Genomic DNA, 22838 nt, shown 5'->3' with positions numbered 1-22838 from the left:
CCCTTCGCCGCAGGTGCAAACCGGCGGGATAACAAGAAACATAAAGGGGAACCCGCAATGACGCGACATCCACACGTTTGGATGGGCCTACTGTTGTGGTCAGTATTCGGCCAGGCGCAAGCCGCCTGGACAACGAATATGGCGCCAGGGGCTACTGAAGTCAGTCACGCCGTGTTTGACCTGCACATGACCATTTTCTGGATCTGTGTGGTAATCGGCATTGTCGTGTTTGGCGCGATGTTCTGGTCGATGATCCTGCACCGTCGGTCTACGGGCCAGGTGGCCGCCAAGTTCCACGAGAGCACGACCGTGGAAATCCTCTGGACCGTGGTGCCCCTGCTGATCCTGGTGGCCATGGCTATTCCGGCGACCAAGACCCTGATCAACATCTACGACAGCAGTGAGTCGGATATCGATATCCAGGTCACCGGCTATCAGTGGAAGTGGCACTACAAATACCTGGGCCAGGACGTGGAGTTCTTCAGCAACCTGGCCACGCCCGCCGAACAGATCCACAACCAGGCCACCAAGGGCGAGCACTATTTGCTCGAAGTCGACCAGCCGCTGGTGCTTCCGGTGGGCGCCAAGGTGCGCTTCCTGGTGACGGCGGCCGACGTGATCCACTCCTGGTGGGTGCCGGCCTTTGCGGTTAAGCGCGATGCCATCCCCGGTTTTGTCAACGAGGCCTGGACCCGTATCGAGAAGCCCGGCATCTACCGGGGCCAGTGCGCCGAGCTGTGCGGCAAGGACCACGGCTTCATGCCCATCGTGGTCGAGGTCAAGTCCAAGGCCGACTACGACACCTGGCTCGGCGAGCGTAAGGAAGAAGCCGCCAAGCTCAAGGAGCTGACCTCCAAAGAGTGGACGCTGGACGAACTGGTGGCCCGTGGCGACAAGGTCTACCACACCACCTGCGTGGCCTGTCACCAGGCCGAAGGCCAGGGCCTGCCGCCGATGTTCCCGGCGCTCAAGGGCTCGCCGATCGCCATTGGACCTAAGGAAGACCACCTGCACCGTGTCTATTTCGGCAAGCCCGGCACCGCCATGGCGGCGTTTGGCAAGCAGCTTTCGGAAGTGGATATCGCCGCCGTGGTGACCTACGAACGCAACGCCTGGGGCAACAACAAAGGCGACATGGTCACGCCCAAAGACGTGCTGGCTCTGAAACAGGCGCAAAGCAAATGACAGCCCTCACTGCGTATGCCCTGAACCGCCCCGCCCACTCGCTTGCAGGAGAACGGCCATGAGCACTGTGATCGACCATGGTCATGCCGACCATGCCCACGGCCCCGCCAAAGGATTGATGCGCTGGGTGCTGACCACCAACCATAAAGACATCGGCACGATGTACCTGTGGTTCGCCTTCACCATGTTCCTGCTCGGCGGCTCGTTCGCCATGGTGATTCGTGCCGAACTGTTCCAGCCGGGCCTGCAGATCGTGCAACCGGCGTTTTTCAACCAGATGACCACCATGCACGGTTTGATCATGGTGTTCGGTGCAGTAATGCCGGCGTTCGTCGGCCTGGCCAACTGGATGATCCCGCTGATGATCGGCGCGCCGGACATGGCTCTGCCGCGCATGAACAACTTCAGCTTCTGGCTGTTGCCGGCCGCGTTCCTGCTACTGGTGTCGACCTTGTTCACCCCCGGGGGCGGGCCGAATTTCGGCTGGACCTTCTATGCCCCGCTCTCCACCACCTATGCACCGGAAAGCGTGACGTTCTTTATTTTCGCCATCCACCTGATGGGCATCAGTTCGATCATGGGGGCGATCAACGTGGTCGCCACCATCCTCAACCTGCGTGCGCCCGGCATGACGTTGATGAAAATGCCGCTGTTCGTGTGGACCTGGCTGATCACCGCCTTCCTGTTGATCGCGGTGATGCCGGTGCTGGCGGGCTGCGTGACCATGATGCTGATGGACATCCATTTCGGCACCAGTTTCTTCAGCGCGGCCGGTGGCGGTGACCCTGTGCTGTTCCAGCACGTGTTCTGGTTCTTCGGTCACCCGGAGGTGTACATCATGATCCTGCCGGCGTTCGGTGCCGTCAGCTCGATCATCCCGACCTTCTCGCGCAAGCCGCTGTTCGGCTACACCTCTATGGTCTACGCCACGGCGAGCATCGCGTTCCTGTCGTTCATCGTGTGGGCGCACCACATGTTTGTGGTCGGCATCCCGCTGGTGGGCGAGCTGTTCTTCATGTACGCCACCCTGCTGATCGCCGTGCCCACGGGGGTGAAGGTGTTCAACTGGGTCAGCACCATGTGGCAAGGCTCGCTGACCTTCGAGACGCCGATGCTGTTTGCCGTAGCCTTCGTGATTTTGTTCACCATCGGCGGCTTCTCCGGGCTGATGCTGGCGATTGCGCCCGCCGACTTCCAGTACCACGACACCTACTTTGTGGTGGCGCACTTCCATTACGTACTGGTGCCTGGCGCGATCTTTGGCATCTTCGCCTCGGCGTACTACTGGCTGCCGAAATGGACCGGCCACATGTACGACGAAACCCTGGGCAAGCTGCACTTCTGGCTGTCCTTCGTGGGCATGAACCTGGCGTTCTTCCCGATGCATTTCGTGGGGCTGGCCGGTATGCCGCGCCGGGTGCCGGACTACAACCTGCAGTTCGCCGACTTCAACATGGTTTCGTCGATTGGCGCGTTCATGTTCGGCGCTACGCAGATCTTCTTCCTGTTCATCGTGATCAAGTGCATCCGTGGCGGCCCGCCTGCGCCGGCCAAGCCGTGGGATGGGGCTGAAGGGCTGGAATGGAGCATTCCTTCGCCGGCGCCGTACCACACCTTCACCACGCCGCCGGAGGTCAAATGAACACCTCTGTACAAATCCCTTGTAGGAGCTGGCTTGCCAGCGATAGCGGTGTGTCAGTTGCCGGAAATGGTAGCTGGGACACCGCCATCGCAGGCAAGCCAGCTCCCACAGAAAATCAACAGCGAGGGGGTGTGTGATGGCTGAATCGGTGCCGATCAGGCGGCTGGTCACCCGCCTGCTGATCCTGGTGGTGGCCATGTTCGCCTTCGGCTTTGCCCTGGTGCCGATCTACGACGTGATGTGCAAAGCCTTCGGTATCAACGGCAAGACCGCCGGGCAGTACGAGGGTGAGCAGGTGGTGGACCCCACGCGCCAGGTGCGGGTGCAGTTCCTGTCCACCAATGCCATCGACATGGTCTGGGAGTTCCATTCCAAGGCCGATGAAGTGGTGGTCAATCCCGGTGCGGTCACCGAGATGCTGTTTGTGGCCTACAACCCTACCGATAAACCCATGACCGCCCAGGCCGTACCGAGTATTTCCCCGGCGGAAGCGGCGATGTATTTCCACAAGACCGAGTGTTTTTGTTTCACCCAGCAAGTGCTGCAGCCAGGCCAGCGCATCGAAATGCCGGTGCGTTTCATTGTCGATCGCGACATGCCCAAGGATGTGAAGCATTTGACCCTGGCGTACACGCTGTTCGATATCACTGCGCGCCAACCGCCGGTGGCTGTCCACACCGGGGGCTAGCTACTGTTTGCCCCCTCAATCAGGAGAGCGAATACATGTCGTCTCATGATACGTACTACGTACCAGCGCAAAGCAAATGGCCAATAATTGCTACGTTTGGCATGTTGATCACGGTGTACGGCCTGGCCGTGTGGTTCAACGACCTGAAGGCGGCGCGCCCGGAATCCCACGGCCCGTGGATTTTCTTCGTCGGCGGCCTGTTGCTGGCCTACATGCTGTTCGGTTGGTTTGGCGCGGTGATCAAGGAAAGCCGCGCCGGTTTGTACAGCCCACAGATGGACCGCTCGTTCCGCTGGGGCATGACTTGGTTCATCTTTTCCGAGGTGATGTTCTTTATCGCCTTCTTCGGTGCGCTGTTCTACGTGCGGCATATGTCCGGCCCGTGGCTGGGCGGCGAAGGCCACAAGGGCATCGCGCACATGCTGTGGCCGAACTTCGAATTTACCTGGCCGCTGCTCAACAACCCTGACCCAAAACTGTACCCGCCGCCGGAAGGCACGATCAGCCCGTGGGGCTTGCCGCTGGTCAACACGATCCTGCTGGTCAGTTCCAGCGTGACCATCACCCTGGCGCACCATGCGTTGCGCAAGGGGCACCGTGGTGCGTTGAAAATCTGGCTGGCGATCACCGTGCTGCTGGGTTGGGCATTCCTGGGCTTCCAGGCCGAGGAGTACATGCATGCCTATAAAGAGCTGGGCCTGACCCTCGGCTCTGGCGTGTACGGCGCGACCTTCTTCATGCTCACAGGCTTTCATGGCGCCCACGTGACCATCGGCACGATCATTTTGTTCGTGATGCTGATGCGCATCCTCAAGGGGCACTTCAATGCCGAGCACCAGTTCGGTTTTGAGGCGGCCAGTTGGTATTGGCATTTTGTGGATGTGGTGTGGATCGGCCTGTTTTTCTTCGTCTACGTGCTGTGACGCGTCTTACCACGGCGCATGGGACACCAACTGGCCGCTGAAAAAGCCCCAGGCGATCAACGCCACGGTGATCACGGCCAGTACCACACGCACGGTCAGGGCGGTGACGAGGCGGTTGGAGTTGCCCTCGTCCTTGACCAGGAAGAACAAGCCACTGAACAGGCTCGCGACGGTCGCGATCAGCATCAGGGCAATGGCGGCTTTGAGCATGTCTGGGTTCCTGGCGCGGTAGGGCATTGAGGAGAGGGGCGGGCAATGAAAACAAGTATAGCCACCGCCATAAAAGACTTTCGCCCAGGGCTCGCACCCACATTGGTGGTGCTGGTGCTGCTGCCCTTGATGGTGGGCCTGGGGTTCTGGCAACTGTCGCGCGGCCATGAAAAGCAGCTGCTGGTGGACAGCTATGCCGAGCGCCGTGTGGCTGACCCGGTGAGCAGCGCGCAACTCGTCGACTTGACTGACCCGGCCTTTCGTCGCGTTCGCCTGCGCGGCCAGTTCGACGCCGAACACAGCGTGTTGCTCGACAACCGCATGCGTGACGGACGGGCGGGCGTCGAGCTGCTGCAACCCTTTCATGACCAGGCCAGCGGCGAGTGGCTGTTGCTCAACCGCGGCTGGCTGCCTTGGCCAGACCGACGTGTCCCGCCCGTCTTCACCACCCCCAATCAGCCGGTGAACCTCGACGCCTGGGTCTACGTGGCTCCAGGCGAAACGTTCCAATTGCACGCCGACCCAGCCAGCGCACAGTGGCCGCGCCTGCTCACTGCCCTGCACCCGGCTGCGTTGTGGGCGGAGCTGGGCCGCAACGGGTTTGCCTACGAGCTGCGCGCAGAAGCCGGCGCCGGTACGTACGACACCACCTGGGCGGTGGTCGCCATGGGCCCGGAAAAACACTTGGGGTATGCCGTGCAATGGTTTGCCATGGCAGTGGCGCTGTTGGCGCTTTACCTCTACCTCGGATGGCATAACAAAAAGGAGAAGCACCATGGGAGCGGCCATGAATCCACTCAACATGTCTGACGCGCCTGTCACGCCCGACCGACGCAAAGGCCGCTGGCAGTTGATCCTGATCCTGATGATGGTGATCGGCCCGATGGCACTGGCCACCTTCATGTACAAGCTGCAGTTCTGGGTGCCCGAGAGTCGCAGCTACCACGGCGAGATGATCGGCAATGGTCAGACGCGTGCCGACATCGGTGTGCAGGCCGATGAAGACCGCTGGCAACTGCTGGTGACTGCACCCACCGCCTGCGCCGCCGATTGCCAGCAATTGGTGTACCTCGCGCGCCAACTGCAGATCAGCCTGGGCCGCGATGCTTCCCGCGCCAGTCATGCCCTGGCCAGCGCGCTACCGGTCGGAACCGAATACGAAGCCAAGCTCAAGGCCGAATACCCGCAGTTGCAGCGCTACCCCCTGGACCTGTCGACCTTCACCAAAGACGCCGCTGCACCCGGCGACGCGCAGCTGTGGATCGTCGACCCCCACGGCAACCTGGTGCTGCGCTACGACGCCAAGGTCAAGGGCAAGGACTTGCTCAACGACCTGCGCCTGCTGCTGAAACTGTCGAACATCGGATAAGGGCATCGTCATGGCCAAACCTGGATTTCGCCTCGCGTTGTTTGCCACCTTGCTGGCGCTGTTCGTCGTGCTGCTGGGTGCCTATACCCGCCTGACCCATGCCGGCCTGGGGTGTCCGGACTGGCCGGGCTGCTACGGCTTTATCAGCGTGCCCAAGACCGAAGCCCAACTGGCCCACGCCGAGCTGCATTTTCCGGATGCACCGGTCGAGGCCGACAAGGGCTGGGCCGAGATGACCCATCGCTACTTTGCCGGCACCCTGGGGTTGTTGATCGTGCTGTTGGCGGCGCGCTCCTGGAGCCATCGGCGTGATCCGGGCCAGCCGGTGAAGTTGCCACTGTTTCTGTTGGCGGTGGTGTTCGCCCAGGCGGCGTTCGGCATGTGGACGGTGACGCTCAAGCTGTGGCCGCAGGTGGTGACTGGCCACCTGCTGGGCGGCTTCGCGACCCTGAGCCTGTTGTTTCTGCTGACCCTGCGCTTGTCCGGCGTGTTGCCCGCGTTGATCGTGCCCAAGCGCCTGCAATATTGGGCGACGGCGGGGTTGGTGCTGGTAATCGGCCAGATCGCGCTGGGGGGCTGGGTCAGTTCCAATTATGCGGCGGTGGCCTGCATTGACCTGCCCACGTGCCACGGCCAGTGGTGGCCGGCGGCGGACTTTGCCAACGGGTTTCACCTCACCCAACACATCGGCCCCAATTACTTGGGCGGGCAGCTCGACAGCGATGCGCGCACCGCGATCCACCTGACCCACCGCATCGGTGCGGTCATCGTGACTCTGGTGCTGCTGGGCCTGGCCTGGCAACTGCGCGCAGTGGGCATGACGCGGTTGGCGGGCCTGCTGCTAATCGCGCTGGCGGCGCAGATCAGCCTGGGCCTGAGCAACGTGTATTTCCATCTGCCATTGCCGGTGGCGGTGGCGCACAACGCAGGTGGCGCGGCGCTGTTGTTGAGCCTGGTGCTGGTCAATTACCACGCCCGTACCAGCCTGGTCCGGGTGCGCAACCCGTCACGCTTCGGCTGGCGCTTCATTCCGCGCAAACACGTATCGGGCCTCATCACCCTTAAAGGAGAGATGCCATGGCGACCTTGATCGGCGCACGCCACAGCCAGCCGATCTGGCGTGATTACCTGGAGCTGACCAAGCCGAAAGTGGTGGTGCTGATGCTCATCACCTCCCTGGTGGGCATGTTCCTCGCCACGCGCGCCGGGGTGCCCTGGACGGTGCTGGTATTCGGTAACCTGGGGATCGCCCTGTGCGCCGGTGGCGCAGCGGCGGTGAACCATGTGGTGGACCGGCGCATTGATGCGGTGATGGCGCGCACCCATAAGCGCCCGTTGGCCGAGGGGCGTGTGTCGCCGCTGGCCGCGTTGGCGTTTGCGTTGTTTCTGGCGGTGGCGGGACTGGCCCTGCTGCTGGCCTTTACCAACCCGTTGGCCGCCTGGCTGACGCTGGCGTCGCTGTTGGGGTATGCGGTGATCTATACCGGCTTTCTCAAGCGCGCGACACCGCAGAACATCGTCATCGGCGGGCTCGCCGGGGCCGCGCCGCCGCTGTTGGGCTGGGTGGCCGTGACCGGGCATGTCAGCGCCGAACCCTTGCTGCTGGTGCTGATCATCTTCGCCTGGACCCCGCCGCACTTCTGGGCCCTGGCCATCCACCGCAAGGAGGAATACGCCAAGGCCGACATCCCCATGTTGCCGGTCACCCATGGCGAGCACTACACCAAGGTGCACATCCTGCTCTACACCTTCGCCCTGCTGGCGGTGAGCCTGATGCCGTACGTGATCCACATGAGCGGCCTGTTGTACCTGGCCTGTGCGCTGCTGTTGGGCGGGCGCTTTCTGCAATGGGCCCTGGTGTTGTACCGTGGCGCTCAGCCGCACGCGGCGATCAACACCTTCAAGTACTCTATCTGGTACCTGCTGCTGCTGTTCATCGCCCTGCTCGTAGACCACTACTTATTGTTGAACCTATGACTCGAACTCAAAAAACCGTCTTCATCCTGGTGGCCATCGTCGCGTTGATCATGGGCCTGACCGTCAACAAAGTGCTCTCGGGCAAAGGCCAGGGCGACCCTACCGCACTGATCGACGCCGGCATTATCCTGCTGCCGCAAAGCCGCCAGTTGCCGCCAGTGAGCATGACCAATCAGGAAGGCCAGCCGGTGGTGGTCAACGAATTGAAAGGCAAGTGGAGCCTGCTGTTCTTCGGCTACACCTTCTGCCCGGATATCTGCCCTACCACTCTCGCCCAGCTGCGCCAGATCAAGAGCGAACTGCCTAAAGAGGCGGTGGACAAGTTGCAGGTGATCCTGGTCAGCGTCGACCCGAACCGCGACACCCCGGCCCAGCTCAAGCAGTACCTGGGTTACTTCGACCCGCAGTTTGAAGGGCTGACCGGCGCAAACGTGGAGGATGTGCAGAAGGTTTCGAATGCGGTGAGCATTCCGTTTATCCCGGCCGATACCAGCAAGCCCAACTACACCGTCGACCATAGCGGCAACTTGGCGGTGATTGGGCCGGACGGGACTCAGCGTGGGTTTATTCGGGCGCCGTTGAACAACCAGAAATTGGTGGCGCAGTTGCCGGTGTTGTTGAAGCGTCCATAACAGGCAACGCAAAACAACTGTGGGAGCTGGCTTGCCTGCGATTGCGGTGGGCCAGCTAACCTGTTCGGTGACTGACACTCCGTAATCGCGGGCAAGCCCGCTCCCACATTTTTGATCTTCGGTGTTTTTTGAAGATCGAGTCGGATCAGAACGCTGGCTTGATCGCGCCTTTGTACTTCTCTTCGATAAATTGCTTCACTTCAGGCGTGTGCAGGGCTGCTACCAGCTTCTTCACCGCGTCCGAATCCTTGTTGTCTTCGCGGGTGACCAGGATGTTCACGTAAGGCGAGTCGCTGCCTTCGATCACCAGGGCGTCCTTGGACGGGTCCAGCTTGGCTTCCAGTGCGTAGTTGGTGTTGATCAGCGCCAGGTCGACCTGGGTCAGTACGCGCGGCAGGGTGGCGGCTTCCAGTTCGCGGAACTTCAGGCCTTTAGGGTTGGCGGTGATGTCCTTGATGGTCGACAGGATGTTGGTCGGGTCCTTCAGGGTGATCAGGCCGTTCTTGGCCAGCAGCAACAGCGCGCGGCCGCCGTTGGTGGCGTCGTTCGGGATGACCACGTTGGCACCGCTTGGCAGCTCGTCCAGCTTCTTGTATTTGCTGGAGTAGGCGCCCAGGGGCTCCAGGTGCACCGCGCCAACGCTCACCAAATGGGTGCCCTTGGCCTTGTTGAATTCATCCAGGTACGGCTGGTGCTGGAAGAAGTTGGCGTCCAGGCGCTTTTCAGCCACCTGTACGTTTGGCTGCACGTAGTCGGTGAAGACCTTGACCTGCAAATCCACGCCTTCTTTGGCGAGTGCAGGTTTCACGAATTCCAGGATTTCCGCGTGAGGCACAGGCGACGCAGCGACGGTAATGGTCTCGGCGTGGGCGGAAAACGCGGCAACGGCGGCGAAAGCAACCAGTAGTTTTTTCATCCAACAAGCTCCTTGTTCGGGCATGTGCCGGCTTGTGGCCGGCAATGGCCGTTATTTTCGAGAAAAATGCACCACCAGCTTGTCGCCGACGGTTTGCAGAATTTGCACCAGGATCAACAGCATCACCACGGTGACCACCATCACATCGGTCTGGAAGCGCTGATAACCAAAGCGGATCGCCAGGTCTCCCAAGCCACCAGCACCTACGACACCGGCCATGGCCGTGTAGGACACCAGTGTAATCGCCGTCACCGTAATCGCCGCGAAAATGCCAGGGCGGGCTTCGGGCAGCAGGGCGTTGGTGATGATCTGGCGCGTGGTAGCGCCCATGGACTGGGTGGCCTCGATGATGCCGCGGTCCACTTCACGCAGGGCGGTTTCCACCAGGCGTGCGAAGAACGGCGTCGCCCCGACCACCAGCGGCGGAATCGCACCGGCCACACCCAGCGACGTGCCGGTAAGCAGTACGGTGAATGGAATCATCACGATCAACAGAATGATGAACGGCAGTGAGCGCAGGATATTCACGATCAGCGACAGGAAGGCGTACAGGCTTTTTTGCTCGAACAGCTGGCGCGGGCTGGTCAGGAACAGCAGCACGCCCAGCGGCAGGCCGAGCACCACGGTGAAGAACAGTGAGCCAAACAGCATGGTCATGGTGTCGCCGGTGGCGAGCCAGATTTCCGACCAGTCGATATTGGCGAAGAAACTCAACAAAACGTCCATTAGCGCAGGACCTCCATGTGGACGTCTGCCGCAGTAAAGCGGGCGAACGCGGCTTCCATGTCCCCACCGGTGACGGCGAGGGTCAATTGGCCGTAGGGCGTGTCTTTGATGTGGTCGATACGACCGGCGAGGATGCTGTAGTCCACACCTGTTTCACGGGCGACGGTACCCAGCAAAGGCGCGTAGGTCGCTTCGCCCTGGAACGTCAGGCGCACGATGCGACCCGGCACGTGGGCGAACACATCGCGCTGTTCGCCTTCGTCGACCTGCTCGGCTTCTTGCACGAAGCGCTTGGTGGTCGGGTGCTGTGGGTGCAGGAATACTTCTGCCACTGAGCCTTGCTCGACGATCACGCCAGCGTCCATCACGGCCACCTGGTCGCACACGCGGCGGATCACGTCCATTTCATGGGTGATCAGCACGATGGTCAGGTTCAGTTCGCGGTTGATCTCGGCCAGCAGTTTGAGCACCGATGCGGTGGTCTGCGGGTCGAGGGCGCTGGTGGCTTCGTCGCACAGCAAGATCTTTGGCTTGGTCGCCAGGGCGCGGGCGATGCCGACGCGCTGCTTCTGGCCGCCCGACAGCTGGGCCGGGTACTTCCTGGCGTGGTCAGACAGGCCAACGCGGGCGAGCAGTTCAGCCACGCGCAGGTCGATTTCCTTGCGCGACAATTCGCCGGCCAGGGTCAGCGGCAGCGCGACGTTGTCGGCGACTGTCTTGGACGCCAGCAAATTGAAGTGCTGGAAAATCATCCCGACCTGCTGGCGGAAACGGCGCAGGCCGTTGGCGTCCAGGGCGGTGACTTCTTCGCCATCCACCGTGATCTGGCCGCCGCTTGGCTCTTCAAGGCGGTTGATCAGGCGCAGCAGGGTGCTTTTACCCGCACCCGAGTGGCCGATAAGGCCAAACACCTGGCCGTTCTCGACGCGCAGGCTGGTGGGGTGCAGCGCGGGGATATCCTTACCGGCGACGCGGTAGGTTTTATGGACGTTATGAAACTCGATCACGTAGCGAACCTTGTGGGGCGCATGGAAAAGGGATCAGCGGTTAGCCGGGCGCGCATTTTAGCCTGTCCGTATAGTCTTTCTTAGCATTTATTTCGCATTCATCCATTGATTTGGCAATAACGCGATCAAAGGTCATAAAAAAGGAACGGCCCAAAACCCCGTCAGTCACTACTTAGGCAGCCCGATCACCCAGGTGCCGTGCCTGGGTCCGAATAAGGAGTTTTGACTGATGAGCACGAAAAAGCCAAAGAGCGAACTCGCCGGCACCGATACCCTGGACCGTAAGAACACCAATGCCAAACTTCAGGCTTTGGAAGCATTTCGCTCCGACGCGACCGGCCAGGCCCTGCGTACCAACCAGGGTGTGAAGATTTCCGATAACCAGAACAGCTTGAAGGCCGGCGCACGCGGGCCATCGCTGCTGGAGGATTTCATCATGCGTGAAAAGATCACGCATTTTGACCATGAACGTATCCCGGAGCGCATCGTGCATGCGCGGGGCACCGGTGCCCATGGCTACTTCCAGACCTATGAAAACCATTCGGCACTGACCAAGGCAGGGTTCTTACGCGACCCTGGCCATAAAACCCCGGTTTTTCTGCGTTTTTCCACTGTGCAAGGGCCTCGGGGCTCCGGCGACACCGTGCGCGACGTCCGCGGTTTTGCCGTGAAATTCTTCACGGATGAAGGCAACTTCGACCTGGTCGGCAACAACATGCCGGTGTTTTTCATTCAGGACGCAATCAAGTTTCCCGACTTTGTTCACGCGGTAAAACCCGAGCCTCACAACGAGATTCCCACAGGCGGTTCGGCCCACGATACCTTCTGGGACTTCGTGTCACTGCAGCCGGAATCGGCGCATATGGTGATTTGGGCAATGTCCGACCGGGCGATTCCTAAAAGCCTACGGGCCATGCAGGGTTTTGGGGTGCACACCTTTCGCTTCATCAACGCCGAAGGGCAATCCAGCTTCGTTAAATTCCACTGGCGCCCTACCGCCGGCACCTGCTCGCTGGTGTGGGACGAAGCGCAAAAGCTCGCCGGTAAAGATACCGACTACCACCGCCGCGATCTCTGGGAAGCGATTGAGATGGGCGATTACCCTGAGTGGGAATTGGGCGTGCAGGTAATTGCCGAGGAGGACGAGCATAAATTCGACTTCGACATTCTCGATCCGACCAAACTGATCCCTGAAGAACTGGTGCCCATCACCCCGCTGGGCAAGATGGTGCTGAACCGCAACCCGGATAACTTCTTTGCTGAAGTCGAGCAGGTCGCCTTCTGTCCAGGCCATATCGTGCCGGGCATCGATTTCTCCAATGACCCATTGTTGCAGGGTCGCCTGTTTTCCTACACCGATACGCAGATCAGCCGACTCGGTGGCCCGAATTTCCATGAGTTGCCGATCAACCGCCCGGTGGCGCCGTTCCATAATGGCCAGCGCGATGCCATGCACCGCACCACGATTGACAAGGGGCGTGCGGCCTATGAACCCAACTCCATCGACGGTGGCTGGCCGAAGGAAACGCCTCCTGCTGCACAGGATGGTGGTTTCGAGTCTTACTACGAGCGCATCGATGCCCATAAGGTGCGCGAACGCAGTGAATCGTTTGGGGATCACTTCTCCCAGGCGCGCCTGTTTTTCCGCAGCATGAGCAAGCACGAGCAAGAGCACATCATCGCGGCCTACAGCTTTGAGCTGGGCAAGGTGGAGCGTGAGTTCATTCGCGCGCGACAGGTGAATGAGATCTTGGCCAACATTGACCTCGAGCTTGCCAAGCGTGTGGCGCAGAACCTGGGCTTGCCGGTGCCCAAAAAAGGTACGGTGCCAGAGCGCAAAACCTCGTTGTCGCGCTCACCAGCTTTGAGCCAGGCCAACCTGTTGTCGGGCGACATCAAGACGCGCAAGGTGGCGATCCTGGCGGCCAACGGCGTGGACGGCGCGACGATCGAGGCGTTGACGAAAGTGCTCAAGGCCGAAGGTGCCCATGCCAAATTGTTGGGGCCGACGTCAGCACCGGTGACCACCGCCGATGGCAAGAGCCTGCCGGTGGACGCGTCCATGGAAGGTTTGCCCTCGGTGGCGTTCGACGCGGTGTTTGTGCCGGGAGGCGCGAAATCGGTGAAGGCCCTGAGTGAAGATGGCGTGGCGCTGCATTACCTGCTGGAGGCCTACAAGCATCTGAAGGCGATTGCGGTGGCCGGTGAGGCGAAGCAGTTGGTGGACCTGCTCAAGCTGGAGGCGGATGCGGGGTTGATCGTGGGCGGGGATGCCAAGGCGTTGAAGGCGTTTGTGGCGGCGATCGCGCAGCATCGGGTTTGGGATCGGGAGGCTAAGGCCAGGGCGATTCCGGCTTAAGCTTTTGGTTGACTGCTAGATTGTCATCGCAGGCAAGCCAGCTCCCACATTTGAAGTGTGAATACATTCAAATGTGGGAGCTGGCTTGCCTGCGATGCTTTTTGCTTTATTGCGCCTTGCGCGGAATCAGCACGACCTGCGCCGGAATCTTTTTCAAGATCTGCCGGTGAATCTTCAAGTCATACGCCGAATCAATGCGCTTCACCCGTTTGGTCAGCAAAGTGGCCAACCATGGGTAATCCTCGGTGCGCGGCGCCTGGATGCTCACGTCGCACTGGTAGTTCACCACGTCGGTGGCGATGGCATCGAGCTGATGGCGCAGTTCTTCGATATCCGTGAGGTTCAGTGCCACCGTCGTGCTCTCAGCGGCAGGGTCGATGACCTTGGCGACGGGCTTGGCTTCGGCGGCCTTCAGGGCGGCCTCGGCTTTATCCAGCTCGGCTTTGCGGGCGTGGCTGATGGCGCTGTTGACGCCACCGGTGAGTGCCGGTGCCTTGGGCATTAGCGCACGGGCACGGCTGAGGGCGGTCGCGGCAGCGTTGACGTCACCTTTTTGCAACACGATCTGGCTGCGTTGCAGATAGGCTTCGGCCAATTGGCGCTGGTAGGGCTCCAGCGTCGGGTCGTTGGGCGACTGGGCCTGCAGCGCGGCCAGTTCGTCTTCGGCGGTGGCCAGCTCGCTGCTGGCCAGGTTTTGTTCCAGCTGCGCGATGGCCGCAGCGCGTGCGTCCGGGACCTCGGGGGCCGCGGGCGGTGTGCTTTGACAGGCGCCCAGCAGCAGGGAAAATGCGGCAAGGAGCAGATAACGGGAGGTGAACGGCTTCATTCCTGCGACTCTCTATTTGCGCAAAAAGCGAGCAAGTCTACACCCCTCGACGGGGCAGGACAAAACTCAGCAGAAACAGGGCGGCGGCCGTGACCACAATCGATGGCCCGGCCGGCGTGTCCTTGAACCAGGACAGCGCCAGGCCCCCGCACACGGCAAGCATCCCCAACAGGCTGGCGCCGATCGCCATTTGCTCCGGTGAGCGGGCATGGCGCTGGGCGGCTGCGGCGGGAATGATCAGCAGCGACGTGATCAACAATACGCCGACAATCTTCATCGCGACAGCGATCACCACCGCAATCAACAGCATCAAGGCCATGCGCAGGGTCGGCACGGGCAAGCCTTCGACTGTGGCCAGTTCTTCGTGCACGGTGATGGCCAGCAGTGGGCGCCACAGGGCGACCAGCAAGACCAGCACGGCCGCGCTGCCGCCGAGGATCCAGGCCAGGTCGGTGGTGCTGATGGCCAGCAGGTCGCCGAACAGGTAGGCCATCAGGTCGATGCGCACTTCATGCATGAAGCTCAGCACCACCAGGCCCAGGGACAGCGTGCTGGGCGCCAGGATGCCGAGCAGGGTGTCGGAGGCCAGCGGCTGGCGCTGTTGCAGGGTCACCAGCAGTACCGCCAGCAGCAGGCAGCCAACCGTTACGGCGATGGTCGGGCTGACATCCAGCAGGAAACCCATGGCCACGCCCAACAGCGCGGCATGGGACAACGTGTCGCCGAAATAGGCCATGCGGCGCCAGACCACGAACGAGCCCAACGGGCCCGCCACCAACGCCAAAGCCAAGCCTGCCAGCAGGGCGTACAGCAGAAAATCAGCCATGCTTGCAGCTATCTCCATGAACGTGGGTGTGGGGTGTTGCGGGATCGTCGACCACAGCGCCATGCAGGTCATGGGCGTGGTCGTGATGGTGATGATAAATCGCCAGGCTCTGGGCGTTCTTGCCGAACAGCTCGACAAACGCCGGGTCGCCGCTGACTTGCTCCGGGTGGCCGGAGCAGCACACGTGGCGGTTGAGGCACACCACCTGATCCGTGGTGCTCATCACCAGGTGCAGGTCGTGGGAAACCATCAGCACGCCGCAGCCGTGGCGGTCGCGCAGGCGGGTGATCAGGCTGTAGAGTTCGGCCTGGCCGGCGACGTCGACGCCTTGTACGGGTTCATCCAGCACCAGCAGTTCCGGTTCGCGTAACAGCGCGCGGGCCAGCAGCACGCGCTGCATCTCGCCGCCGGAGATGCTTTGCACCGGGCTGTCGATCACCTGTTCGGCGCCGACTTCCTTGAGTGCCGACAGCGCGCGGGCACGGTCCACGCCGGGCACCAGGCGCAGGAAACGCAGCACGGAGAGCGGCAGTGTCGGGTCGACGTGCAGCTTCTGGGGCATGTAGCCGACGCGCAGCTTGGGTTTGCGCCACACCGTGCCGCTGTCGGGCTTGAGCAGGCCAAGCACCGCGCGCACCAGGGTGGTCTTGCCGGCGCCATTGGGGCCGATCAGGGTGACGATCTGCCCGGGCTCTACGCTGAGCGCGATGTTATCCAGCACGTTTTGCCCGGCGAACGTGACCCCGACCTGCTCCAGGCGGATTAACGCGTTGCTCATCAAGCCCCCTGGCAGCCCGAGCACAGGCCGACCACTTCGACCGTTTGCCCTTCGACCTTGAAGCCGACCTCGGTAGAGCTTTTGATGATGGCGTCACTGATGCTTTTTTGTTCAAGCTCGATGGCGGCGTGGCATTCGCGGCAGATCAGGAACTGGCCCTGATGAGCGTGTTCCGGGTGGCTGCAGCCGACAAAGGCGTTGAGCGAGGCGATGCGGTGCACCAGGCCGTTTTCCAGCAGGAAGTCCAGCGCACGGTATACGGTCGGCGGCGCGGCGCGGCGGCCGTCCTGTTCGCTGAGCACACCCAGGATGTCGTAGGCGCCCAGCGGCTTGTGGCTCTGCCACACCAGTTCCAGCACGCGACGACGCAGGGCAGTCAGGCGCAACCCCTTCTGCGTGCAGAGGGTGTCGGCTTCCGACAGCGCGGTATGCACGCAGTGAGAGTGGTCATGGGGACGGCTGGCAAGCGGTGTTTTAGGCATGAGCGGCGACAGACATTTGATAGAGACGTTATTATGTTACCCGTTCCTACGCCATTGAGTGGTCATCGTGTCCCGACTTTTTCCCGTTTTTGTCGTATTTGTCACCAGTTTGTTCATCGCAGGTGCCGCTCAGGCTGAAGTCAAGGTACTGACCAGCATCAAGCCGCTGCAGCTGATTGCCGCTGCTGTACAGGATGGCGTGGCCATTCCGGAAGTGTTGCTGCCGCCGGGTGCTTCGCCGCATAACTATGCGTTGCGCCCATCCGACGTACAGCGTGTGCAATCGGTGGACCTGCTGTACTGGATCGGTCCGGACATGGAAAGCTTCCTGCCGCGTGTACTCAAGGGGCGCAGCCTGCCAACCGTGGCCGTGCAGGATCTGCCGGGCATGAAGTTGCGTCGTTTTGCCGAAGATAGCCACTCTCATGCCGATGATGCCGACGAACATGACCACGATCATCGCCCAGGCAGCCTGGATGCGCACTTGTGGTTGTCGACGGTGAATGCCCGGGTGATCGCGGCGCGCATGGCGGCCGACCTGAGTTCGGCCGACCCGGCCAATGCGGCGCGGTACCAGAGCAACGTGAAGGCGTTCGATGAACGACTGGATGCGCTGGATGCCCGTCTCAAGGCTCGCCTGGCAACCGTGGGTGATAAACCCTACTTCGTTTTCCACGAAGCCTTCGACTACTTCGAAGACGCCTACGGGCTCAGGCACACCGGCGTGTTCAGTGTGGCCGCCGAAGTGCAGCCTGGCGCCCAGCATGTGGCGGCGATGCGCACACGATTGCAGGAGGTGGGTAAGACGTGTGTGTTCAGCGAGCCGCCATTGCGTCCGCGCTTGGCTGAAACACTGGTGGCTGGCCTGCCGGTGAAGCTGGCGGAGCTGGATGCGCTGGGTGGGTACACGCCGGCCACCGCTCAGGGGTATGAGCAGGTGCTGGAGAAGCTGGGTAACGATTTGGCGGGTTGCCTGGAGTCGCTCTAACCGTCACTGCATGATCCTGTGGGAGCTGGCTTGCCTGCGATAGCGTCAGGCCAGCCAGCATCTCTGTTGCTGGTCCACCGCTATCGCAGGCAAGCCAGCTCCCACATTTTTTGACCGAGTTGATCTTCTTATAGCGCGAACGGAAGTTGCAGAGTGACCTGCTGGCGCTGCGCCAAACGGTGCTCGAACTCGGCGGGGTCATGGATCAACACATCCTGCCCGGCAAACGACTCGGCAGCGATCAGGCGTGACAGCCAGAACCGCACGCACGCCACGCGCAACATGGTCGGCCACAGCTCGGCTTCTTTCGCCGTAAACGGTCGCAGGCTCGCGTAGGCACCCAGCAACGCGCGGGCACGCTGCCCATCGATCACGCCGTCGGCGTCCGAACACCAGTCATTGAGGGCGATTGCCACGTCGTACAGCATCGGACCTGAGCAGGCGTTGTAGAAGTCGATCAGGCCTGTGAGGTGCGTGCCTTCGAACATCGCGTTGTCGCGGAACAGGTCCGCGTGCACGTTGGCGCGTGGCAGGGCGAGGATTTCGGCCTTGTGCGCATCGATTTCGGTCAGCGCGTCTTGCAGCAGTCGCTGCTGTGCATCGTTGAGGTGTGAAATCAACTGCGCACCTTCACTGAGCATCCAGTCGAGCCCGCGATCCGTCTTGCGCTCCAGCACTTTCTCGCCTTGGGTGGCCAGGTGCAGGTGGCCGAGCAGGTCACCGACCTGGGCGCAATGCTGGGCGTTGGCGTCCTTGATGTGCTTGCCGGCCAAGCGCGGTTGCAGCAGCGCCGGTTTGCCTTTGAGTTCGCGCAATGCCACGCCGTCGGTGGTGCGCAGCGCGTAAGGCACGGGCAAGTCGGCGTCGTGGAGCACGTCGAGCAGTTTGATGAAGAACGGCATTTCCGCGACCGGGCCGCGTTCAACCAGGGTCAGGACGAACTCGCCCTGTTCCAGGCTGACGAAAAAATTGGTGTTTTCGCTACCGGCGGCAATTCCCTGGAAATCAAGCAGGCGGCCGAGCCCGTAAGGGGCGAGAAAGGTTTCCAGCTCGGGCCGAGCCAGGGGGGTGAACACAGACATGGTTAAAACTGCCAGTACGGGCGCCGCGGTGCGCGGCGCCAATTGAAGTTAAGAAATCATTTCCATTCGAAGATCTTCCATGACGGGATCAGCATATCCGGCTGGTCAGAGCGGATGAAGTTCGCATCCGTTCCGTCCGCGCGTACCAGGAAATACGGAGGTGCGCCTTTTGGGGTTACCTTGATCGCATACAGGAAGCCGTTTTGGCGGTATTCCCGGATTTCCTTGTCGCCTTCGGTGCGGATCGTGACATCCGGGTCTCCCGAGGGCGCGCTGTCGGCTGCCGTGGCGGCCAGCGGCAAGAATGCAATCAAGCCGGTCAACAACAAGCGATTCGCTGTACGCATGATAACCTTGTCCCTTTGTCGTCATTGGTCCGGCTATTCTAGCGCCTGACCCGCCGAAAAGGTTGATCCTGCTCATGAGCCAAGCCCCCCTCGTCCTGGTGGACGGTTCTTCATATCTGTACCGCGCCTTCCACGCGTTGCCACCGCTGACCACCTCCAAAGGCCTGCCGACCGGTGCGGTCAAGGGCGTGTTGAACATGCTCAAAAGCCTGCGCAAGCAGTATCCGGACAGCCCGTTCGCGGTGGTGTTCGACGCCAAGGGTGGGACCTTTCGCGACGACATGTACGCCGAATACAAGGCCAACCGCCCGAGCATGCCCGATGACATGCGTGTGCAGATCGAGCCGCTGCACCAGAGCGTGATCGCACTGGGTTTCCCATTGCTGTGCGTCGAAGGCGTTGAGGCCGATGACGTGATCGGCACCTTGGCCCGCAGCAGCGCGGCGGCCAGCCGGCCGGTGGTGATTTCCACCGGCGACAAGGACATGGCGCAACTGGTCGACGGGCACATTACCTTGGTCAACACCATGACCGGTAGCTCGATGGACATCGAGGGCGTAAAGGAGAAATTTGGCGTCGCTCCGGAGCAGATCATCGACTATCTGGCGCTGATGGGCGATTCCTCCGACAACATCCCGGGTGTTCCGGGTATTGGTCCCAAGACGGCGTCCGGCTTGCTGGTGGGCGTGAATGGTGGGATCAAAGAGCTGTATGAGCAGCTGGATATCGTGCCGACCCTGCCGATCCGGGGTGCCAAGACGCTGCCGGCCAAGCTGGAAGAACACAAGGAAATGGCGTTTCTTTCCTACCAGTTGGCGACGATCAAGTGCGATGTGGCGCTGGACGTGGGCCTGGACGATCTGCATCTGATTGAGCCGGATCGGGAAAAACTGCTGGAGCTCTATACGCTGCTTGAGTTCAAGAGCTGGATCGATGAGGTTCAGCGCGATGCCAAGCGTGTAGAGCTCAGCGCGGCACCAGCAGCCGAGGCGGTTGTTGAAGAAGTTGCGGCGGCGCCTGTCGAGGCGAGCTACACCACGATCCTTGATCAGGCGACGTTTGATCGTTGGCTGAAGAAGCTCAACGACGCCAAATTGTTTGCCTTTGATACCGAAACCACCGGGATCGACGCGCAACAGGCGCAGTTGGTCGGGGTTTCCTTTGCTGTACAGCCCCATGAAGCGGCCTACATCCCGCTGACCCATTCCTACATCGGCGCGCCGCAGCAGTTGGATCGCGACACGGTATTGCTGGCGCTCAAACCGCTGCTGGAAGACCCAGCCAAGCTCAAGGTTGGCCAGCACGCCAAGTTTGACATGAACATTTTAGCCAACTGCGCCATCGGTGGTGACCCTGCGCAAGGCATTACCGTGCGCGGCATCGCGTTCGACACCATGCTCGAATCCTACGTGCTGAACTCCACCGCGACCCGGCATGACATGGACAGCCTGGCCAAGAAGTACCTGGACTACGACACCGTTGCCTTCCAGGACATCGCGGGCAAAGGCGCCAAACAGCTGACGTTCGACCAGATCGCGCTGGAACAAGCTGGCCCGTATGCGGCGGAAGACGCCGATGTCACTTTGCGCCTGCACCAGGAGCTGTTTGCGCAACTGTCAGCCATCCCGAGCCTGGCGAGTGTGCTCACGGATATCGAAATCCCGTTGGTGCCTGTGCTGGCGCGTATCGAGCGCCAGGGGGCGCTGGTCGACAAGGATCTGCTGGGCATCCAGAGCATCGAGCTGGGTAACAAGATGGTCGAGCTGGAGCGCGAAGCGTTCGAGATCGCCGGCGAAGAGTTCAACCTAGGCTCGCCCAAGCAACTCGGTGCGATTCTCTACGAGAAGCTGGGTTTGCCCGTCTTGAAGAAGACCGGCAAGGGCCAGGCTTCCACGGCCGAAGAAGTGTTGGCCAAGCTGGCCGAGGACGACTTCCTGCTGCCCAAGGTGCTGATGCAGTACCGCAGCATGAGCAAATTGAAGAGCACCTACACCGACCGTCTGCCGGAGCAGATCAACCCGCGTACCGGGCGTATTCATACGTCCTATCACCAGGCTGTAGCGGCGACCGGGCGTTTGTCTTCCAGCGATCCGAACCTGCAGAACATTCCGGTGCGCACCGCCGAGGGCCGGCGGATTCGCCAGGCGTTCGTCGCGCCCAAGGGTTACAAGCTGTTGGCGGCGGACTATTCGCAGATCGAGCTGCGCATCATGGCCCACTTGTCCAAGGACGAAGGGCTGATGAATGCCTTCCGTAACGACCTGGACGTGCACACGGCGACGGCGGCGGAAGTGTTCAAGGTTGAGCTGGCCGAGGTCACCTCCAATCAGCGTCGCAGCGCCAAGGCGATCAACTTTGGGCTTATCTATGGCATGGGGGCGCAGAAACTGGGCAAGGACATTGGCGTCGACACCAAGACGGCCAAGGCCTACATCGATGTCTACTTCGCCCGCTACCCGGGTGTGCGTGAGTACATGGAGCGCACCCGCGCCCAGGCGGCCGACCAGGGTTATGTCGAGACCTTCTTCGGGCGTCGCCTGTATCTGCCGGATATCAACTCCAACAAACCTCAGGAGCGCGCCGCTGCGGAGCGCACGGCGATCAACGCGCCGATGCAGGGCACGGCGGCTGACATCATCAAGAAGGCCATGGTGCGGGTGGATAACTGGCTGACCGAGTCAGGCCTGGATGCCAAGGTGATCCTGCAGGTGCACGATGAGCTGGTGCTTGAGGTGCGTGAGGATCTGGTCGAAGAGGTGAGCGAGAAGATTCGCGAGCACATGAGTGCCGCAGCAGCGCTGGACGTGCCACTGCTGGTGGACGTGGGCGTCGGTGATAACTGGGACGAAGCGCACTGATTCAGGGGATTCGCCACCACCTGGCGTGGTGGCAGAGTGCTTTAGATCGGATGTCGCCGTCAGTTATTTCCAATAGTTTTTTGAACCTGCCGGAACTTAACCCGTGAACTGCTACTCAGAGTTACTGAATGGGTGGTGAAGCCCTTCAATGCTCCTATGTTGTGTTAAGTGTTGGCAGATATCTGGACCCCGCCCTAGCGGTCCGGAACTTGAACCCCGAACTTCCCCTCCCCATACGAAGTCCGGGGTTTTTTTTGCCCGCAGAAAAGTTATTCCGCGATTTCAGCGCCTTTGTCAGCCAATTCCATCCAGCCGGCCAGCACGGTGTAAGCCTCTTCCAGGCCCATGCGTTTTGGCGCCGAGAACAGCTGGATGGTGATCGCATCACCCCACCCTTTACGGATTTCGGACTGCACTTTGAGCAAGGTGTTCTTGGCAGCGCCGTAAGTGAGCTTGTCGGCCTTGGTCAGCAGAATATGCATCGGCATGCCGCTGGCGACGGCCCAGTCGAGCATCAGCAGGTCGAAGTCGGTCATCGGGTGGCGGATGTCCATCATCAGGATCAGACCCTTCAAACTCTCGCGGCCACCCAGGTAAGCCTCCAGGTGACGCTGCCAGTGCAGCTTCAACGGGATAGGTACTTTTGCGTATCCGTAGCCCGGCAGGTCGACCAGACGCCGATCATCGTCTAGCTTGAAGAAATTGAGGAGTTGCGTGCGGCCTGGGGTTTTCGAGGTACGGGCCAGGCTGGCGTGGGTCAGGGTGTTCAATGCGCTGGATTTGCCAGCGTTGGAACGACCGGCAAAGGCGACTTCAAAGCCTTCGTCATCGGGGCATTGGTCAACTTTGGCGGCGCTGAGCATGAACGTGGACTGTTGGCACAGGCCGAGGATGGGATTCTTGAGTTGCATGAGATTTCCGATGTGGGCGGTGCCGAGAAAGGGTGCGGCAAGCGGTGTCGTTTCCGTTTCAGTAGCGCCAGTATATAATGCCGCAGATTTTGTGTGTGCTTTGTCC

23 protein-coding genes are annotated in these 22838 nt (G+C 61.1%); 12 read left to right on the top strand and 11 right to left on the bottom strand.

All coding sequences use genetic code 11. The annotated features are described in order from the left end of the window. The first annotated feature begins 57 nt into the window (after positions 1-57). The 4 genes from coxB (at position 58) to HX803_RS23480 (ending at position 4438) form a co-directional block, all read left to right on the top strand. Entirely contained in the window at positions 58-1185 is a 1128-nt protein-coding gene (gene coxB, locus HX803_RS23495) for a cytochrome c oxidase subunit II (RefSeq protein ID WP_178923942.1), read from the top strand. Between the two features lie 58 nt (positions 1186-1243). Next, positions 1244-2827 carry a cytochrome c oxidase subunit I gene (gene ctaD, locus HX803_RS23490; protein WP_178923941.1) on the top strand — a complete coding sequence of 528 codons (1584 nt, stop codon included), beginning with the start codon at positions 1244-1246 and terminating at the stop codon, positions 2825-2827. A 136-nt stretch (positions 2828-2963) separates the two neighbouring features. Continuing rightward, entirely contained in the window at positions 2964-3515 is a 552-nt protein-coding gene (locus tag HX803_RS23485) for a cytochrome c oxidase assembly protein (RefSeq protein WP_176994625.1), read from the top strand. Between the two features lie 35 nt (positions 3516-3550). Then, complete coding sequence (locus HX803_RS23480) at positions 3551-4438, top strand: cytochrome c oxidase subunit 3 (RefSeq protein WP_176994626.1); 888 nt, start codon at positions 3551-3553, stop codon at positions 4436-4438. Between the two features lie 6 nt (positions 4439-4444). Here HX803_RS23480 and HX803_RS23475 read toward each other — a convergent pair whose 3' ends face one another. Continuing rightward, positions 4445-4648 carry a twin transmembrane helix small protein gene (locus HX803_RS23475; RefSeq protein ID WP_176994627.1) on the bottom strand — a complete coding sequence of 68 codons (204 nt, stop codon included), beginning with the start codon at positions 4646-4648 and terminating at the stop codon, positions 4445-4447. A gap of 45 nt (positions 4649-4693) precedes the next feature. On the opposite strand from HX803_RS23475, the gene HX803_RS23470 reads away from it, so the two are divergent. From HX803_RS23470 to HX803_RS23450, 5 genes are read left to right on the top strand one after another with little or no spacing between them, the layout of a single operon-like run. Continuing rightward, a complete protein-coding gene (locus HX803_RS23470; RefSeq protein WP_178923940.1) occupies positions 4694-5458 on the top strand; it encodes an SURF1 family protein in 765 nt (254 codons plus the stop codon). Continuing rightward, complete coding sequence (locus HX803_RS23465) at positions 5424-6017, top strand: hypothetical protein (RefSeq protein WP_178923939.1); 594 nt, start codon at positions 5424-5426, stop codon at positions 6015-6017. Before HX803_RS23470 ends, HX803_RS23465 begins: the two co-directional genes overlap by 35 nt. 10 nt (positions 6018-6027) lie before the next feature. Beyond that, complete coding sequence (locus HX803_RS23460; protein WP_178923938.1) at positions 6028-7107, top strand: heme A synthase; 1080 nt, start codon at positions 6028-6030, stop codon at positions 7105-7107. Next, positions 7095-7994, top strand: coding sequence for a heme o synthase (gene cyoE / locus HX803_RS23455; protein WP_178923937.1), 900 nt, complete (start codon positions 7095-7097; stop codon positions 7992-7994). The genes HX803_RS23460 and cyoE overlap by 13 nt, the downstream gene beginning before the upstream one ends. Next, positions 7991-8626 (top strand): SCO family protein, encoded by a 636-nt coding sequence (locus tag HX803_RS23450; protein WP_178923936.1) that lies wholly within the window; start codon positions 7991-7993, stop codon positions 8624-8626. Before cyoE ends, HX803_RS23450 begins: the two co-directional genes overlap by 4 nt. 145 nt (positions 8627-8771) lie before the next feature. Here HX803_RS23450 and HX803_RS23445 read toward each other — a convergent pair whose 3' ends face one another. The 3 genes from HX803_RS23445 to HX803_RS23435 are packed head-to-tail and all read right to left on the bottom strand — an operon-like array spanning position 8772 to position 11275. Then, entirely contained in the window at positions 8772-9542 is a 771-nt protein-coding gene (locus HX803_RS23445; protein ID WP_092241435.1) for a MetQ/NlpA family ABC transporter substrate-binding protein, read from the bottom strand. Positions 9543-9593: 51 nt separating this feature from the next. Further along, a complete protein-coding gene (locus tag HX803_RS23440) occupies positions 9594-10268 on the bottom strand; it encodes a methionine ABC transporter permease (protein ID WP_178923934.1) in 675 nt (224 codons plus the stop codon). Then, complete coding sequence (locus HX803_RS23435) at positions 10268-11275, bottom strand: methionine ABC transporter ATP-binding protein (RefSeq protein WP_178923932.1); 1008 nt, start codon at positions 11273-11275, stop codon at positions 10268-10270. The genes HX803_RS23440 and HX803_RS23435 overlap by 1 nt, the downstream gene beginning before the upstream one ends. A 229-nt stretch (positions 11276-11504) precedes the next feature. Here HX803_RS23435 and katE point away from each other — a divergent pair, with 229 nt between their 5' ends. Then, a complete protein-coding gene (gene katE / locus HX803_RS23430; protein WP_178923930.1) occupies positions 11505-13634 on the top strand; it encodes a catalase HPII in 2130 nt (709 codons plus the stop codon). Positions 13635-13740: 106 nt separating this feature from the next. Here the strand turns inward: katE and HX803_RS23425 are convergent, their stop codons facing one another. The 4 genes from HX803_RS23425 to HX803_RS23410 are packed head-to-tail and all read right to left on the bottom strand — an operon-like array spanning position 13741 to position 16546. After that, complete coding sequence (locus HX803_RS23425) at positions 13741-14460, bottom strand: PA5502 family lipoprotein (protein WP_178923928.1); 720 nt, start codon at positions 14458-14460, stop codon at positions 13741-13743. Between the two features lie 37 nt (positions 14461-14497). Continuing rightward, entirely contained in the window at positions 14498-15286 is a 789-nt protein-coding gene (gene znuB, locus HX803_RS23420; RefSeq protein WP_016969536.1) for a zinc ABC transporter permease subunit ZnuB, read from the bottom strand. Continuing rightward, positions 15279-16064: a zinc ABC transporter ATP-binding protein ZnuC gene (znuC, locus tag HX803_RS23415; RefSeq protein WP_178923926.1), complete on the bottom strand. Its 786-nt coding sequence runs from the start codon at positions 16062-16064 to the stop codon at positions 15279-15281. Before znuC ends, znuB begins: the two co-directional genes overlap by 8 nt. Continuing rightward, complete coding sequence (locus HX803_RS23410) at positions 16064-16546, bottom strand: Fur family transcriptional regulator (protein WP_372339939.1); 483 nt, start codon at positions 16544-16546, stop codon at positions 16064-16066. Before HX803_RS23410 ends, znuC begins: the two co-directional genes overlap by 1 nt. Positions 16547-16604: 58 nt before the next feature. Between HX803_RS23410 and HX803_RS23405 the strand changes: the two genes are divergently transcribed. Continuing rightward, positions 16605-17534, top strand: coding sequence for a metal ABC transporter solute-binding protein, Zn/Mn family (locus HX803_RS23405; protein WP_178923924.1), 930 nt, complete (start codon positions 16605-16607; stop codon positions 17532-17534). Positions 17535-17662: 128 nt separating this feature from the next. Here the strand turns inward: HX803_RS23405 and HX803_RS23400 are convergent, their stop codons facing one another. Beyond that, positions 17663-18616: a homoserine kinase gene (locus HX803_RS23400; RefSeq protein WP_178923914.1), complete on the bottom strand. Its 954-nt coding sequence runs from the start codon at positions 18614-18616 to the stop codon at positions 17663-17665. A 56-nt stretch (positions 18617-18672) separates the two neighbouring features. After that, entirely contained in the window at positions 18673-18963 is a 291-nt protein-coding gene (locus tag HX803_RS23395) for a DUF2782 domain-containing protein (RefSeq protein ID WP_016969541.1), read from the bottom strand. 74 nt (positions 18964-19037) lie between these two features. Between HX803_RS23395 and polA the strand changes: the two genes are divergently transcribed. Next, a complete protein-coding gene (gene polA / locus HX803_RS23390) occupies positions 19038-21821 on the top strand; it encodes a DNA polymerase I (protein WP_178923912.1) in 2784 nt (927 codons plus the stop codon). Between the two features lie 269 nt (positions 21822-22090). Here the strand turns inward: polA and yihA are convergent, their stop codons facing one another. Then, the gene (yihA, locus tag HX803_RS23385; protein ID WP_025854318.1) at positions 22091-22732 is read right to left on the bottom strand and encodes a ribosome biogenesis GTP-binding protein YihA/YsxC; all 642 of its coding nucleotides are present in this window, start codon (positions 22730-22732) and stop codon (positions 22091-22093) included. Between the last annotated feature and the right edge of the window lie 106 nt (positions 22733-22838).

The sequence above is a fragment of the Pseudomonas sp. P7548 genome, from assembly GCF_013386585.1.
Classification (GTDB): domain Bacteria; phylum Pseudomonadota; class Gammaproteobacteria; order Pseudomonadales; family Pseudomonadaceae; genus Aquipseudomonas.
This window is presented reverse-complemented; position numbering and strand designations above follow the sequence as displayed.